The sequence below is a fragment of the Mycobacterium sp. 1274761.0 genome (genome assembly GCF_001668615.1).
Taxonomy (GTDB): Bacteria; Actinomycetota; Actinomycetes; order Mycobacteriales; family Mycobacteriaceae; genus Mycobacterium.
The window spans coordinates 16315-31057 of the sequence record NZ_LZMC01000021.1 but is presented as its reverse complement, the minus strand read 5'-3'; the positions used below and the strand labels follow the sequence as shown (position 1 = coordinate 31057).

The following is a 14743-nucleotide window of genomic DNA, read 5'->3' as shown; positions in this document are numbered from 1 at the left end:
TACATGGGGGCGGCGCTTGCCGGGTTCGGTGTGTTGGCGTGGCTTGCGGCGTTGAGCGTCTATGACCTTCGCCAACGGCGGCTGCCCAACTGGTTGACGGTGCCGGGCGGTGTGGTGGTCCTTGCGGTCGCCGCGGCGGCGGGCCGCGGCGTGCCTGCACTGGCGGGTGCGGTTGCTCTGGCGGGTCTCTACCTCGTCGTGCACCTGCTCGCGCCGTCGGCGATGGGTGCCGGCGATGTGAAGCTCGCCGCGGGCGTCGGGGGACTGGCGGGTGCATTCGGGTACGACGTCTGGCTGCTGGCAGCGGTGACCGCGCCGCTGCTGACCGCTGGCGTGGCCTGCGTCGCGCTGGTGCGCCGGGCCGAACGCGCTGTACCGCACGGCCCGTCGATGTGTGTCGCGACGCTGGCCGCGCTGACGCTCGTCGTTGTCTAGGCGTTGCACCCCTCGTTTGTGAATCTGACGACGATTCTCGCGTTTTTCCGTCGTCAGACTCACAAATGACGGCCCCGCGCGCGGATTTCCGCAGGCAGAGTGCGCGTGGGAAGATGGGACGCGTGTTGCGATGGACCACAGCTGGTGAATCACACGGCCGCGCGTTGGTGGCCGTGGTCGAGGGCATGGTCGCCGGCGTCCAGGTTACGTCGGACGACATCGCAGGCCAGCTGGCCCGCCGCAGGCTGGGCTATGGCCGCGGCGCCCGGATGAAATTCGAGCAGGACCAGGTCACCATGCTCGCCGGTGTCCGCCACGGCGTCACGCTGGGCGGCCCGGTCGCCATCGAGATCGGCAACACCGAATGGCCGAAGTGGGAAACGGTGATGGCGCCCGATCCCGTCGACCCCGCCGAGCTCGAGAACGTCGCCCGCAACGAGCCGCTCACCCGGCCGCGACCAGGCCACGCCGACTACGCGGGCATGCTCAAGTACGGGTTCGACGACGCCCGCCCGGTGCTCGAACGCGCCAGCGCCCGCGAAACCGCGGCCCGCGTCGCGGCCGGCACGATCGCGCGCGCCTTTCTCAAGCAGGCGCTCGGCGTCGAGGTGCTTTCGCACGTCATCTCGATCGGCGCCTCGGCGCCCTACGACGGTCCGCCGCCGCAGGCCTGCGACCTGGCGGCCATCGACGCCAGCCCCGTGCGCGCCTTCGACAACGACGCCGAGGCCCGGATGATTGCCGAGATCGAGGCCGCCAAGGCCGACGGCGACACGCTGGGCGGCGTCGTCGAAGTCGTCGCCAACGGCCTGCCGATCGGGCTCGGGTCGTTCACCAGCGGCGACAACCGCCTCGACAGCCAGCTTGCCGGCGCCGTCATGGGCATCCAGGCGATCAAAGGCGTCGAGATCGGTGACGGTTTCGAAACCGCCCGCCGCCGCGGCAGCGTCGCGCACGACGAGATGTACCCCGGTCCCGGCGGTGTGCTGCGGTCGACGAACCGCGCCGGGGGGCTGGAAGGCGGCATGACCAACGGCCAACCGCTGCGCGTTCGGGCCGCGATGAAGCCGATCTCGACAGTGCCGCGCGCGCTGGCCACCGTCGACATGGCCACCGGTGACGAGGCCGTCGCCATCCATCAGCGCTCCGACGTGTGCGCGGTGCCCGCCGCGGGCGTCGTCGTCGAAACCATGGTGGCACTCGTCCTGGCCCGCGCGGCGCTGCAGAAATTCGGCGGCGACTCACTCGCCGAGACCCGGGCCAACATCGATAACTACCGCGCGAGCATCACCGCCCGCGAACCGGCGCAGCGCGCGCAGGCGTCGGGCTGATGGCGCCCAAGGCCGTGCTGATCGGACTGCCCGGTTCGGGCAAGTCCACGATCGGACGGCGGCTGGCCAAGGCACTCGGCGTCGCCCTGCTGGACACCGACGCGGCTATCGAGAAGACCACTGGCCGCACCATCGCCGACATCTTCGCCAACGACGGTGAAGCGGAGTTCCGCCGGATCGAGGAGGAAGTCATCCGCGACGCGCTGGAATTCCACGACGGTGTGCTCTCGCTGGGCGGCGGCGCGATCACGACCGCCGGTGTGCGCGAAGCCCTTTCCGGACACACCGTGGTCTACCTCGAGATCAGCGCCGCCGAAGGAATCCGCCGCACGGGCGGTACCACGGTGCGGCCGCTGCTCGCCGGTGACGACCGGGCCGAGAAGTTCAAAGCGTTGATGTCCCAGCGGGTTCCGCTGTACCGCAAGGCCGCCACGATCCGCGTCAACACCAACCGGCGCAATCCCGGTGCGGTCGTACGCTACATCGCCTCGCGGCTGGAGAATCCCCAAGCAGAACCACAAGCAGGACAGGCGCCGCCAAAGCCGAAACCGCGTCGGCGTCGCCGCCCGTCGTGGCGCCGCACACCGGTGTCGTTGGCGCCAACCACATCCGAGCCCACCACCCCGGCCAGTCCTGCGGAACTGGCCCGTCGGGCGGAGGCCCGCCATGACTGAACTGACCACGCCCGTTACCGTCGAGGTGAAGACCGACCCGCCGTATCCCGTGATCATCGGCACCGGGCTGATGGGCGAGTTGGGCGCTCTCCTCGAGGGCAGGCACAAAGTGGCGATTCTGCACCAGCCGGTACTGGCGCAGACAGCCGAGGCGATCCGAAATCACCTAGAGGACAAGGGCGTCGACGCACACCGCATCGAGATCCCCGACGCCGAGGCCGGTAAGGACCTGCCTGTCGTCGGCTTCATCTGGGAGGTGCTCGGCCGGATCGGCGTGGGCCGCAAGGACGCCATCGTCAGCCTCGGCGGGGGAGCGGCGACCGATGTCGCCGGGTTCGCAGCCGCCACCTGGCTCCGCGGGATCGACATCGTGCACGTGCCCACCACATTGCTGGGTATGGTCGACGCCGCCGTCGGCGGGAAGACGGGCATCAACACGGATGCAGGCAAGAACCTCGTCGGGGCGTTTCATCAGCCAGCCGCGGTGCTCGTCGACCTCGCGACGCTGGAAACGTTGCCGCGCAACGAGATCGTCGCCGGGATGGCCGAGATCGTGAAGGCGGGCTTCATCGCCGACCCCGTGATCCTCGATCTCATCGAGGCCGATGCCGAGGCCGCGCTGAATCCCTCGGGCACCGTGCTGCCCGAGCTGATCCGGCGGGCGATCGCCGTCAAGGCCGAGGTGGTCGCCGCCGACGAGAAGGAAGCGCAACTGCGCGAGATCCTGAACTACGGCCACACGCTGGCCCACGCCATCGAGCGCCGCGAGCGTTACCAGTGGCGCCACGGCGCCGCCGTATCGGTGGGATTGGTCTTCGCCGCCGAATTGGGCAGGTTGGCCGGACGACTCGACGACGCCACCGCGGCCAGGCATCGTGCGATCCTGACCTCGCTGGGCCTTCCCGTGAGCTACGACGCCGACGCGCTGCCGCAGCTGATCGAGTTCATGGCCGGAGACAAGAAGACCCGATCGGGAGTGCTGCGCTTCGTCGTCCTCGACGGGCTGGCGAAACCGGGCCGGCTGGAAGGCCCTGACCCGTCGTTGTTGGCGGCGGCGTACGCGGAGGTGGCACAGTCATGACCGGGTTCTTGGTGGTGAACGTCATCAACGGCCCCAACCTCGGTCGGCTCGGTCGCCGTGAGACACAGGTCTACGGCAACACCACCTACGAGGACCTCGTCGCGATGGTCGAACGCGAGGCCGACGAGCTGGGTTTGAAAGCGGTTGTCCGGCAATCCGACAGCGAGGCCGAGCTGTTGGACTGGATTCACCGTGCCGCCGACGCCGGCGAACCCGTGGTACTCAACGCCGGCGCGTTCACCCACACGTCGATCGCGCTGCGTGACGCGTGCGCCGAACTGCGCGCCCCGCTGATCGAAGTGCACATCTCCAATGTGCATGCGCGAGAAGCTTTTCGGCACCACTCCTATCTGAGCGCGATCGCCACCGGCGTGATCGTCGGACTCGGCGTGCAGGGGTATCTGCTTGCACTGCGCTACCTCGCGAGCCTCGACTAGCTCTTCTCGGTGCTGGCCGCCGAATCGCAGATGGCGATCGATACCACCGCCGGCACCACAAAGCTGAGAAACAACACGGCCACGACCACCGCGATATTGGGGGCCGTCAGCCAGGACTTCGGAAAACGGTTGAGGCTCACCGCCAGCCACGACGCAACGATGGCCAGCGCGACGATGCCCACCGTCGCCACCTTGATCGAACGCGTCGCCAGCAGCGTCGGCTGTTCGGGGTCGGCCAGCGATCGGCGCAATGTTCTGGTGCGCAGGTAGATGAGCGCGAAATCGATGACGACCATGACCGCTGCGCTGACGGTGATCAGTGCAACCCAGCCGAAATCGGGCCTGCGACCGAACATGAAATGCAGGTAGTCGATCGCCGTCTCCGACAGGATCAGCGTCGCCGCCATCGCCGCCGCGAACGTCAGCCAGCTGCCGAGGTTGGACAGAAAGCTGTACGGCCGCACCTCGTCGGCGTCCAGGTCGGCCAACTTGTTGACCGCGTGCGTCGACAGCATCCACCCCAGACCGCCGAACAGCCCCACCGCGCCCGCCGCCAGCATCCCGATGGACAGCGCGTTCTGGGTCCAGGCGATCGCGCAGATGCCGCTGCGGTCTCCTTCGGCGGGCACCTGATTGCCGGTCATCATGCTGAACACGAAGCTGTTCAGCATCAGGATCAGCACGGCCGAGGAGAACAACGCCAAGGTGTGCACGGCCTCGCGGCCGTTGCGGTCGAACAGCAATGCGATTGCGGTGATGAGGAATCCGCCGAGAACACCGGCGAGTTGCGAATACGCGGATGCGGCGGTGAACGGGCTCCAGCTGTCGGACGTGCAGAGCGCGTCCGGGTTCATCGCCGTGAGCCGGCGCGACGGAAGGTCAGCCCCGTTCCGGGTGGCGCTCGGTCGGCGCCTCGTCGGACGACTCACCCGGGTGCCGAACCGCGGCGAACACGTCGGTGTCGGCGCGCTCTTCATCGTCGTCGGCGGCGTCGCCGTGACGCTTGCGCGGCTCGTCCGGCGTCTTGCGGTCGACCAGCCAGTGTCCGAGCGCCACGCCGGCGATCGCGAAGACGAACGTCAACAGCGCGGTGAACGCCGCGAAGGTGGTGAGCTCGTTGATCAGCCCACCGACATAGAGGCTCTTGTAGAACAGCGAGATCAGCCAGGCCACGGCACCGCTGACGATGCCCGCGAACAGGCCGGCGAGCAGCCAGGTCATCGACAGGTCCTGGCGACGGTCGGGGTCGCGATTGGCGCGTGCGTCGGAGCGGCCGTCGGCGAGTCCCCAGATGAATACGAGGACGGAGTAGATGACGACGAGGGTGATGCTGATCAAGGCGGCCTTGGTTTCCCACGCGTTGATCGCCGCGCCCTGCACCAGGCGGATGAATACCATCAGGGCCGCGAACACCAGTCCGCGCAGCAACCACTTACTCATGGGGCATCACCTTAGCGAGTAGCGTCAAGACCTGTGACTATATCCCAGCGTCGAGATCGGCTGCGGCAGCGACTCTCCTCGGAGGGGCTGGACGCGCTGCTGGTAACGCGCCTGGTCAACGTGCGTTATCTGTCGGGATTCACCGGCTCCAACGCGGCCCTGCTGATTCGCTCCGAAGACGACACCCCGGTGCTGGCCACCGACGGTCGGTACCGCACCCAGGCTGCTCAGCAGGCCCCCGACGCCGAAATCGTCATCGAGCGGGCGTGCGGGCCGTTTCTCGCCGGTCGGGCCGCTGAGGTCGGCGTGCGTCGACTCGGCTTCGAAAGCCACGTCGTCACGGTCGAGGGATTCGACGCGTTGGCCAAGCAGGCCGCGGAAACGGAGCTGGTGCGTGCGGCAGGCATCGTCGAGTCGCTGCGCGAGGTCAAGGACGCCGGTGAAATCGCCCTGCTGCGGCTGGCCTGCGAAGCGGCCGACGCTGCGCTGGCCGACCTGGTGGAGCGGGGCGGCCTGCGTCCGGGCCGGACGGAGAAGGCGGTCGGCCGCGAGCTGGAATCGTTGATGCTCGACCACGGCGCCGACGGTGTGTCGTTCGAGACGATCGTGGCGACCGGTGCCAACTCCGCGATCCCGCACCATCGGCCGACCGACGCCGTGCTCACCGCGGGTGACTTCGTCAAGATCGACTTCGGCGCGCTGGTGTGCGGCTACCACTCCGACATGACGCGCACGTTCGTGTTGGGGCCTGCTGCGCAATGGCAGCTCGACCTCTATCAACTGGTGGCCGCGGCCCAGCAGGCCGGTCGGGAGGCCGTCGCACCCGACGTCGCGCTCAAAGACGTCGACGCCGCGTCCCGTCGGGTGATCGCCGAAGCCGACTACGCCGACAACTTCACCCACGGCCTCGGCCACGGCGTCGGGCTGGAGATCCACGAAGCGCCGGGAATCAACGCCTCAGCCGCCGGTACACTCCTTGCTGGCTCCGCGGTGACCGTGGAGCCCGGTGTCTATCTGCCCGATCGCGGCGGTGTCCGCATCGAGGACACCTTGGTCGTGTGCGAGGCGACGTCCGAATTGCTTACCCAGTTCCCCAAGGAACTGACCATTCTCGACTGAGAGACATCGAGAGACATTGAGAGACGTTGAGACGTTGAGAGACATTGAGAGACGAGGAGTAATACCGCCGTGGCATCGACTGCCGACTTCAAGAACGGGCTCGTTCTGAACATTGATGGCCAGCTGTGGTCCATAGTCGAGTTCCAGCACGTCAAGCCGGGCAAGGGCCCCGCGTTCGTGCGTACCAAGCTGAAGAACGTGCTCTCCGGCAAGGTCGTCGACAAGACGTTCAATGCCGGGGTCAAGGTCGAGACCGCAACGGTGGACCGCCGCGACACCACCTACCTGTACAAGGACGGCACGGACTTCGTGTTCATGGACAGCGAGGATTACGAGCAGCACCATCTGCCGGAGTCGCTGGTCGGAGACAACGCGCGCTTCCTGCTCGAGGGCCTGCCCGTGCAGGTTGCGTTCCACAACGGCACGGCGCTCTACATCGAGCTGCCGGTCACCATCGAGCTCGTGGTCACCCATACCGAGCCCGGTTTGCAAGGCGACCGGTCCAGTGCGGGCACCAAGCCGGCGACAGTCGAGACCGGCGCCGAGATTCAGGTGCCGCTGTTCATCAACACGGGCGACAAGCTCAAGGTCGATTCTCGCGACGGCAGTTATCTGGGCCGAGTGAATTGACACCTGAATTGACCAAGCCCAAGCCCGACCGGGGCAGGCACCAGGCCCGTAAGCGGGCCGTCGACTTGTTGTTCGAGGCGGAGGCCCGCGGCATCACCCCTGCCGAAGCCGCTGAAGCGCGAGAAGCGTTGGCGCAGAGCCAATCCGACATTTCGCCGCTGAACCCATACACGGTGACGGTGGCCAACGGCGTCACACAGCACGCCGCCCACATCGACGACCTGATTTCCGCGCATCTGCAGGGCTGGACGCTGGACCGATTGCCGGCTGTGGACCGGGCGATCCTGCGCGTGGCGGTCTGGGAACTGCTGCACGCCGACGACGTTCCCGAGCCCGTCGCCGTCGACGAGGCCGTCGAGCTGGCCAAGCACCTGTCCACTGACGACTCGCCGGGGTTCGTCAACGGTGTTCTCGGTCAGGTCATGTTGGTGACGCCCCAGATTCGCGCCGCGTCGGCGGCTCTTCAGGCCGGATCCGACGACGCCTGACTCGTTGCGTAGTCGGGCAGGTCGACGGAATCCGCTGTGGTGAACCACAATTTGGCCGCGATGGGCCGAAACGGCCAGCGCTGCATCCACTTCATCACCGCGATGTTGATCGCGATGTCCGACGCGGTGTGCGGGGCGTAGCGGTCCAGGCTGTTGGGCAGGTCCTGGCATTTGTCGACGTAGGGGCGCATGGTCTTCTGGTAGCGGTCGAACGCGTCCGGAATCGATTGCTCGTCAAAGGAATCGGCGGAGCCGAGTTCACCGGCGAGGATGTATGCGCCGACCAACGCCAGACTGGTGCCCATGCCGCTGAGCGGCGATGCGCAGTATCCCGCGTCACCAACGAGCGCCACTCGACCCGACGTCCACGACGGCATGTGCACCTGAAGGAACGCGTCGAAGTAGAAGTCGTCGGCGTCCTGGGCGGCTGACAGCAGCGCATCGCACTGCCATCCCGCGCCGGCGAACCGCTCGATCAGCAGCTGCCGCTGCTCGTCGACGTTGTGCCGGTCGTAGCTGATGGGTTCCGAGGCAAAAGCCAGGCCCGCCTTGGCCATTGCGGGGTCATGGGTGGGTCGCATGGATGCGTTGAGACCACCGGGGGCCTGGTACATCAGAAACCAGCCGTCCACGCCGACGTGGTCGGGCGCGGTGAACCATGCGTTGTACCCGCCGAGCGGCTTGACGAATTCGTCCTCGGGCCCGAACACCATGCCGCGTACCGCCGAGTGCGGGCCGTCGGCCCCGACGACGAGGTCGGCGCGCAGCTGTGTGCCGTCGGCCAAGGTGACTTCGACGCCGTCGTCGTCCTGATGCAACGCGGAAATCCGTGTGTCGAACCGGTATTCGACCGCGTCTTTGCTGGCGTCGTAGAGCACCTCGGCGAGATCACCGCGCAGCATTTCCAGCTTCGAGACCAGCCCGTTGCCGTTGAAGGCGGTCACCGGCATCTCGGCGCGGTGGCTGCCGTCGGACGCCACCCACGCCACGCCACGTTGTTTGACGGCGCGGGCGCGCATTTGGGGCATCAGACCCATGCGTTCGACGACGTCTCCGCCGGCGCCGCGCAGATCGACGGTCTGGCCGCCTGGACGTATGCCGTCGGCGATCTCGATGACGATCACGCGGTAGCCCGACCTGGCGAGCCAGAAGGCGAGAGAGGATCCGGCGATACCAGCGCCGCTGATGACGACGGTCGGTTGTGCCACGGGCACCAGACTAGAGGCCGAGTGCTTGGTACGTCCGGCGAACGAATTTCGGTTGCACGCCTTGGAGTTTGGCCAGCGAGGTGTTTCCTGACACCGCGGCGGCCGAATCACCCGACATGTCGGGCTGATTCTGGATCAGGTAGATGAGGATGAGGTCCGCTGACGGGTCGGCCTGCCACCACGTTCCGTAGGCACCCGGCCACGTGAACGCGCCCTTGCCGCCGGGTCCGAACAACTGCCGCGACTTGGCGGGGTCGGTGATCACCGCGAGGTTCAGGCCGAAGCCGCGGCCGATCCAGTACGGCATGCCGAGAAACGGGTACTGCCGCTGCTGCTCGGTCAACTGGTCGGTGCGCATCAACCGGACGGACTCCTCGGACAGCACGCGCGTGCCGTCCAACGTCCCGCCCGCCAGCAGCATCCGGGCGAAGCGCAGGTAGTCGTCGGCCGTCGACCACAGACCTGCCCCGCCGCTGCACAGCGGGGGATCGGTGATGCGCGCCGGGCCCATCGAGTCGTGGCGCAATGTGTTGTCGGGCCCGAGTTGGTACATCGTCGCCGCACGCTGCCGACCGCTGGGGCCGACGCTGAACCCGGTGTCGCGCATGCCGAGCGGGCCGAAGATGCGCTCGGCCAGCACCTCTGCGAGCGGCTTGCCCTCGACGCGCGACAACACGATGCCGAGCACATCGGTGGACACGCTGTAGGTCAGCCGGGCGCCGGGCTGGTGGGCCAGCGGCAGCGCGGCGAGGTCTGCCAGCCAGCCGTCCTGGTCCTGCCGGTGCGACAGCTTCCCGTACGCGCGGGCCAGCGGGCCGACCACCGAGAAGACGTACGCCAGCCCGCTGCGGTGGGTCATCAGGTCGTCGATCGTGATCGGCCGCTCGGCGGGCACGGTGTCGTCGAGCGGGCCGTCGGTGTCCTTCATCACGCGAAGCGCCGAAAACTCCGGGAGCCATTTGGTGACCGGATCGGTCAACCCGAGCCTGCCCTCGTCGACCAGCGACATCGCCGCGGCCACCGTGATCGGTTTGGTCATCGAGGCGATCCGGAACATGGTGTCGCGTCGCATCGGCAGGCGGGCTTCGACGTCGCGGTAGCCGAGTTCGTTGACCTGCCGGACCTCGCCGGCCTGCCACACCAACGTGACGGCCCCAGCGAGCAGGCCCGCATCGATCGCTTCGGATACGGACGCACGGTTGCCGTCGAGATTCATCGGCGCCAGGGTACTGGTAAGCTGCCCGACAGTTCGACGTCCTTTAACGATCCGTCCCGAGAGGCGGAGAAGGAGGTCACGGCCGCTTGGGCGCCACCGACCCTTTAGACACCGACCGGGAATTGATGACCGCGGCGGACGTCGGTCGGACCATTTCCCGCATCGCCCACGAAATCATCGAGAAGACTGCACTCGACGGGCCCGACGCGCCCCGCGTCGTCCTTCTCGGCATCCCGACCCGCGGCGTCGCGCTCGCGGCCCGGCTGGCGGAGAAGATTCGTGAGTTCGCCGGCGTCGACGTCCCGCACGGCGCTCTGGACATCACGCTCTACCGCGACGACCTCAACACCAAACCGCCTCGGCCGCTGGAGGACACCTCGATTCCCGACGACGGCATCGACGGCACGATCGTGGTGCTGGTCGACGACGTCTTGTACTCCGGACGCACGGTCCGCGCGGCGCTCGACGCCTTGCGCGACATCGGGCGGCCGCGCGCGGTGCAGCTGGCCGTCTTCGTCGACCGCGGCCACCGCGAGTTCCCGCTGCGCGCCGACTACGTCGGCAAGAACGTGCCGACCTCGCGCAACGACAACATCAAGGTGCGGCTGACCGAGCACGACGGCCACGACGGCGTGCGGATCGCGTCCCACGGAGGTCCTGTGCGATGAGCGTTTGCGCAAAGTGGGGCCACGCTCGAAGAGCAGGGGACGGGAGGCACCGATGACTCGTCATCTGCTGTCAGCGGCCGACCTCACCCGCGATCAGGCGATCGCGATCCTCGATGACGCCGACCGGTTCCGCGACTCGCTGTTGGGCCGCGAGGTCAAGAAGCTGCCGACCCTGCGCGGGCGCACGGTCATCACGATGTTCTACGAAAACTCGACCCGCACCCGGGTGTCGTTCGAGGTGGCCGGCAAGTGGATGAGCGCCGACGTCATCAACGTCAGCTCATCGGGATCGTCGGTTGCCAAGGGTGAGTCGCTGCGCGACACCGCGTTGACACTGCGCGCAGCGGGCGCCGACGCGTTGATCATCCGGCACTCCGCATCGGGTGCGGCTCAGCAGCTCGCCGAGTGGACGGCCACCGACGACGGCGGCCCGTCGGTGATCAACGCCGGCGACGGCACCCACGAGCATCCGACGCAGGCGCTGCTTGACGCGCTGACCATCCGCCAGCGCCTCGGCGACATCGAGGGCAAGCGGATCGTGATCGTCGGCGACGTGCTGCACAGCCGGGTGGCCCGCTCCAACGTGCTGCTGCTGCACACGCTCGGCGCCGAGGTGGTGCTCGTGGCGCCGCCGACACTGCTGCCCGTCGGTGTAGCGGGCTGGCCGGTGACCGTTTCGCATGACCTCGACGCCGAGCTGCCCGTCGCCGACGCGGTGTTGATGCTGCGGGTGCAGGCCGAACGGATGACCGGCGGGTTCTTCCCCTCGGCGCGGGAGTACTCGACGCTCTACGGTCTGTCGGAAAAGCGGCAGGCGATGCTGCCCGGCAACGCCGTCGTGCTGCACCCCGGGCCGATGCTCCGGGGGATGGAGATCTCGTCGTCGGTTGCCGACTCGACGCAATCGGCTGTGCTGCAACAGGTTTCCAACGGTGTGCACATCAGGATGGCGGTGCTGTTCCACCTGCTGGTTGGCGCCGAGTCGGAGGTCAACGCATGAGCGTCGTCATTCGGGGGGTGCGGCTCTACGGCGAAGGGGACCGTGTCGACGTGCTGGTCGACGACGGTCAGATCGCCGACATCGGGACGAAGCTCCCGCTGCCCGACGACGCCGATGTCGTCGACGCCACCGACCACGTGGTGCTGCCTGGCTTCGTCGACCTGCACACCCACCTGCGGGAGCCGGGCCGCGAGTACGCCGAAGACATCGAAACCGGTTCGGCGGCGGCGGCTTTGGGCGGCTACACCGCGGTGTTCGCGATGGCTAACACCAATCCGGTGGCCGATAGCCCGGTCGTCACCGACCATGTGTGGCACCGCGGCCAGCAGGTCGGGCTGGTTGACGTGCACCCGGTCGGCGCGGTCACCATGGGCCTCGCCGGCACGCAGTTGACCGAGATGGGGATGATGGCCGCCGGCGCAGGCCAGGTCCGGATGTTTTCCGACGACGGCATCTGCGTGCACGACCCGTTGGTGATGCGCCGCGCCCTCGAATACGCCACCGGTCTTGGTGTGCTGATCGCCCAGCACGCCGAGGAACCGCGGCTGACCGTCGGCGCCGTGGCGCATGAAGGCCCCAACGCCGCGCGGCTGGGGCTGGCCGGCTGGCCGCGCGCCGCCGAGGAGTCGATCGTGGCCCGCGATGCGTTGCTGGCCCGTGACGCGGGGGCGAGGGTGCACATCTGCCACGCCTCGACCGCCGGCACGGTCGAAATCATCAGATGGGCTAAGGCGCAAGGCATTTCGATCACCGCCGAGGTGACGCCGCACCACCTGCTGCTCGATGACAACCGGCTGGCCAGCTACGACGGGCGCAATCGCGTCAACCCGCCGCTGCGCGAGGCCAGCGACGCGCAGGCCCTGCGGCAGGCGCTGGTCGACGGCGTCATCGACTGCGTGGCCACCGATCACGCCCCGCACGCCGAGCACGAGAAGATGTGTGAGTTCGCCAACGCCCGGCCCGGCATGCTGGGCTTGCAGACGGCGCTGTCGGTGGTGGTCGAAACCATGGTGCGGCCCGGGCTGCTCACCTGGCGCGATGTCGCGCGCGTGATGAGCGAGAAGCCGGCCGCCATCGTGGGGCTGCCCGATCATGGCAGGCCGCTCGAGGTCGGCGAGCCCGCGAACCTGACCGTCGTGGATCCGGATGCGACGTGGACGGTCGCCGGCACCGAGCTGGCCAGCCGGTCGGACAACACCCCCTACGAGGCGATGACACTGCCCGGCGTCGTGACGTTGACGTTGCTTCGTGGCAAAGTCACGGCGCGGGACGGAAAATCGCCAGCATGAACCTTCAGCGAGTAGCGCGGGCGGATCGCGCATGAACACCGGCACGTTAATCGGCTCGCTGGTCATCGCGGCCGCGATCGCGGTGGCGATCGGGTTTGCTGTTCAGGCGATGGTGCGCGGCTGGCGACACCGAGCGGAACGCCAGGCCGAGCTGATCGGGACCCTGCCGCCGATCCCGGACACCGTCGGGCCGGCCATCGTCGCGCCGACCAAAGGCCTCTACGTCGGCAGTACGCTGGCGCCCAGCTGGCAAGACCGCATCGCGGTCGGCGACCTCGGGTACCGCACGAAGGGCGTGCTGACTCGCTACCCCGAAGGCATCATGCTGCAGCGCAGCGGCGGCCACCCGATCTGGATCCCCGACGAGTCGATCATCGGGATCCGCACCGAGCGTGGCATCGCAGGCAAAGCCCTGACGCACCACGGGATCCTGGCGATCCGGTGGCGGTTACCGTCGGGAACAGAGATCGACACCGGTTTTCGCGGGAATGACCGAGCGCAATACGCGCAATGGCTCGGGGAGGAGGAAGCCGCTTGAGTAAGGCCCTGCTCGTCCTCGACGACGGGCGCATCTTCACCGGCACCGCGTTCGGGGCGGTCGGAGAGACGCTCGGCGAGGCGGTGTTTTCCACCGGCATGTCGGGCTATCAGGAGACGCTGACCGACCCCAGCTACCACCGCCAGATTGTGATCGCCACCGCGCCGCAGATCGGCAACACCGGTTGGAATACCGAGGATGCCGAGAGCCGCGGCGACAAGATCTGGGTGGCCGGCTATGCGGTGCGTGACCCCTCGCCTCGGGCGTCGAACTGGCGGGCCAGCGGGACCCTCGAGGACGAACTCGTCCGCCAAGGCATCGTCGGCATCGCGGGCATCGACACCCGCGCGGTGGTGCGGCACCTCCGCAACTTCGGGTCGATGAAGGCCGGGATATTCAGCGGGCCCGCCCTGGCCGAGCCGGAGGAGCTGCTGGAACGGGTGCGCAGCCAGCCGTCGATGCTCGGCGCCGACCTGGCCGGCCAGGTCAGCACCGGCGACGGCTATGTCGTGGAATCCGAAGGGCCGCAACGGTTCACGGTGGTTGCGGTCGACCTCGGCATCAAAACGAATACGCCCCGCAACTTCGCGCAACGCGGTATCCGCAGCCATGTGCTGCCGTCCTCGGCGACCTTCGAGCAGATTGCCGACCTCAAACCCGACGGTGTGTTCTTGTCCAACGGACCCGGCGACCCGGCCACCGCCGACCACATCGTCGGCGTCACCCGCGGTGTGCTCGGTGCCGGCATCCCCTTGTTCGGCATCTGCTTCGGCAACCAGATCCTCGGTCGCGCGCTGGGCCTTTCGACGTACAAGATGGTGTTCGGCCATCGCGGCATCAACGTGCCGGTCATCGAGCACGCCACCGGACGGGTCGCCATCACCGCACAGAACCACGGCTTCGCGCTGGAGGGCGAGGCGGGGGAGAAGTTCGACACCCCGTTCGGGACCGCCGAGGTCAGCCACACCTGCGCCAACGACGGCGTCGTCGAAGGTGTGAAACTCGTTGACGGCCGGGCATTCTCGGTGCAGTACCACCCCGAGGCCGCGGCAGGCCCGCACGACGCCAACTACCTCTTCGACCAGTTCATCGACCTGATCGCAGGTGAGCGATGACCGCGACCGCACATCCTGGTACTGATTTGGGGGCTTTCTGCGTACAAGATTGCGTGCTCGCGCCGGTGACCCCG

The 14743-nt window shown here is 67.8% G+C and carries 16 protein-coding genes and 1 pseudogene; 13 read left to right on the top strand and 4 right to left on the bottom strand.

All coding sequences use genetic code 11. The features are described 5' to 3' along the window. Positions 1 to 3 precede the first annotated feature (3 nt). From A5651_RS03685 to aroQ, 5 genes and pseudogenes are all read left to right on the top strand, one after another. Positions 4 to 435, top strand: coding sequence for a prepilin peptidase (locus A5651_RS03685; RefSeq protein WP_066975686.1), 432 nt, complete (start codon positions 4 to 6; stop codon positions 433 to 435). Between the two features lie 122 nt (positions 436 to 557). Then, positions 558 to 1766, top strand: coding sequence for a chorismate synthase (gene aroC, locus A5651_RS03680; protein ID WP_066975796.1), 1209 nt, complete (start codon positions 558 to 560; stop codon positions 1764 to 1766). Then, positions 1766 to 2290: pseudogene (locus A5651_RS03675) on the top strand (shikimate kinase); the annotation flags it as partial. The gene aroC and the pseudogene A5651_RS03675, both read left to right, overlap by 1 nt. A 142-nt stretch (positions 2291 to 2432) precedes the next feature. Then, the gene (gene aroB / locus A5651_RS03670) at positions 2433 to 3521 is read left to right on the top strand and encodes a 3-dehydroquinate synthase (protein ID WP_197496530.1); all 1089 of its coding nucleotides are present in this window, start codon (positions 2433 to 2435) and stop codon (positions 3519 to 3521) included. Beyond that, positions 3518 to 3958 carry a type II 3-dehydroquinate dehydratase gene (gene aroQ, locus A5651_RS03665; RefSeq protein ID WP_066975682.1) on the top strand — a complete coding sequence of 147 codons (441 nt, stop codon included), beginning with the start codon at positions 3518 to 3520 and terminating at the stop codon, positions 3956 to 3958. Before aroB ends, aroQ begins: the two co-directional genes overlap by 4 nt. On the opposite strand, the gene A5651_RS03660 is transcribed toward aroQ, so the two are convergent. Then, positions 3955 to 4812 (bottom strand): hypothetical protein, encoded by an 858-nt coding sequence (locus A5651_RS03660; protein ID WP_066975680.1) that lies wholly within the window; start codon positions 4810 to 4812, stop codon positions 3955 to 3957. The two genes, aroQ and A5651_RS03660, sit on opposite strands and share 4 nt — an antisense overlap. A gap of 25 nt (positions 4813 to 4837) precedes the next feature. After that, entirely contained in the window at positions 4838 to 5398 is a 561-nt protein-coding gene (locus A5651_RS03655; protein WP_066975678.1) for a B-4DMT family transporter, read from the bottom strand. 33 nt (positions 5399 to 5431) lie between these two features. Between A5651_RS03655 and A5651_RS03650 the strand changes: the two genes are divergently transcribed. From A5651_RS03650 to nusB, 3 genes are all read left to right on the top strand, one after another. Further along, positions 5432 to 6517: a Xaa-Pro peptidase family protein gene (locus A5651_RS03650; protein ID WP_066975676.1), complete on the top strand. Its 1086-nt coding sequence runs from the start codon at positions 5432 to 5434 to the stop codon at positions 6515 to 6517. 69 nt (positions 6518 to 6586) lie between these two features. Next, positions 6587 to 7147, top strand: coding sequence for an elongation factor P (gene efp / locus A5651_RS03645; protein WP_066975674.1), 561 nt, complete (start codon positions 6587 to 6589; stop codon positions 7145 to 7147). An 8-nt stretch (positions 7148 to 7155) separates the two neighbouring features. Further along, entirely contained in the window at positions 7156 to 7635 is a 480-nt protein-coding gene (gene nusB / locus A5651_RS03640; RefSeq protein ID WP_066975672.1) for a transcription antitermination factor NusB, read from the top strand. On the opposite strand, the gene A5651_RS03635 is transcribed toward nusB, so the two are convergent. Together A5651_RS03635 and A5651_RS03630 are read right to left on the bottom strand one after the other, a co-directional pair. After that, positions 7611 to 8843, bottom strand: a complete 1233-nt coding sequence (locus A5651_RS03635) for an FAD-dependent monooxygenase (protein WP_066975792.1) — start codon at positions 8841 to 8843, stop codon at positions 7611 to 7613. The two genes, nusB and A5651_RS03635, sit on opposite strands and share 25 nt — an antisense overlap. 10 nt (positions 8844 to 8853) lie before the next feature. Further along, positions 8854 to 10059, bottom strand: a complete 1206-nt coding sequence (locus tag A5651_RS03630; protein ID WP_066975671.1) for a serine hydrolase — start codon at positions 10057 to 10059, stop codon at positions 8854 to 8856. An 86-nt stretch (positions 10060 to 10145) separates the two neighbouring features. Between A5651_RS03630 and pyrR the strand changes: the two genes are divergently transcribed. From pyrR to carA, 5 genes are read left to right on the top strand one after another with little or no spacing between them, the layout of a single operon-like run. Next, the gene (gene pyrR / locus A5651_RS03625; RefSeq protein ID WP_066975669.1) at positions 10146 to 10727 is read left to right on the top strand and encodes a bifunctional pyr operon transcriptional regulator/uracil phosphoribosyltransferase PyrR; all 582 of its coding nucleotides are present in this window, start codon (positions 10146 to 10148) and stop codon (positions 10725 to 10727) included. A 52-nt stretch (positions 10728 to 10779) separates the two neighbouring features. Next, positions 10780 to 11727 (top strand): aspartate carbamoyltransferase catalytic subunit, encoded by a 948-nt coding sequence (locus A5651_RS03620; RefSeq protein ID WP_066975666.1) that lies wholly within the window; start codon positions 10780 to 10782, stop codon positions 11725 to 11727. Beyond that, on the top strand, positions 11724 to 13016 hold the full coding sequence (locus tag A5651_RS03615; RefSeq protein ID WP_066975664.1) for a dihydroorotase: 1293 nt from the start codon (positions 11724 to 11726) through the stop codon (positions 13014 to 13016). Before A5651_RS03620 ends, A5651_RS03615 begins: the two co-directional genes overlap by 4 nt. Positions 13017 to 13047: 31 nt before the next feature. Beyond that, positions 13048 to 13554, top strand: a complete 507-nt coding sequence (locus A5651_RS03610) for a transporter (protein ID WP_066975662.1) — start codon at positions 13048 to 13050, stop codon at positions 13552 to 13554. Next, complete coding sequence (gene carA, locus A5651_RS03605) at positions 13551 to 14669, top strand: glutamine-hydrolyzing carbamoyl-phosphate synthase small subunit (protein WP_197496529.1); 1119 nt, start codon at positions 13551 to 13553, stop codon at positions 14667 to 14669. Before A5651_RS03610 ends, carA begins: the two co-directional genes overlap by 4 nt. Positions 14670 to 14743 lie beyond the last annotated feature (74 nt).

Bases quoted from the DNA above. Each gene is read 5' to 3' on its own strand.
- aroQ (WP_066975682.1), top strand. From the start codon at position 3,518: ATGACCGGGTTCTTGGTGGTGAACGTCATCAACGGCCCCAACCTCGGT.
- aroB (WP_197496530.1), top strand. From the start codon at position 2,433: ATGACTGAACTGACCACGCCCGTTACCGTCGAGGTGAAGACCGACCCG.
- A5651_RS03615 (WP_066975664.1), top strand. From the start codon at position 11,724: ATGAGCGTCGTCATTCGGGGGGTGCGGCTCTACGGCGAAGGGGACCGT.
- A5651_RS03610 (WP_066975662.1), top strand. From the start codon at position 13,048: ATGAACACCGGCACGTTAATCGGCTCGCTGGTCATCGCGGCCGCGATC.
- A5651_RS03620 (WP_066975666.1), top strand. From the start codon at position 10,780: ATGACTCGTCATCTGCTGTCAGCGGCCGACCTCACCCGCGATCAGGCG.
- A5651_RS03660 (WP_066975680.1), bottom strand. From the start codon at position 4,812: ATGAACCCGGACGCGCTCTGCACGTCCGACAGCTGGAGCCCGTTCACC.
- A5651_RS03655 (WP_066975678.1), bottom strand. From the start codon at position 5,398: ATGAGTAAGTGGTTGCTGCGCGGACTGGTGTTCGCGGCCCTGATGGTA.
- A5651_RS03630 (WP_066975671.1), bottom strand. From the start codon at position 10,059: ATGAATCTCGACGGCAACCGTGCGTCCGTATCCGAAGCGATCGATGCG.
- A5651_RS03685 (WP_066975686.1), top strand. From the start codon at position 4: ATGGGGGCGGCGCTTGCCGGGTTCGGTGTGTTGGCGTGGCTTGCGGCG.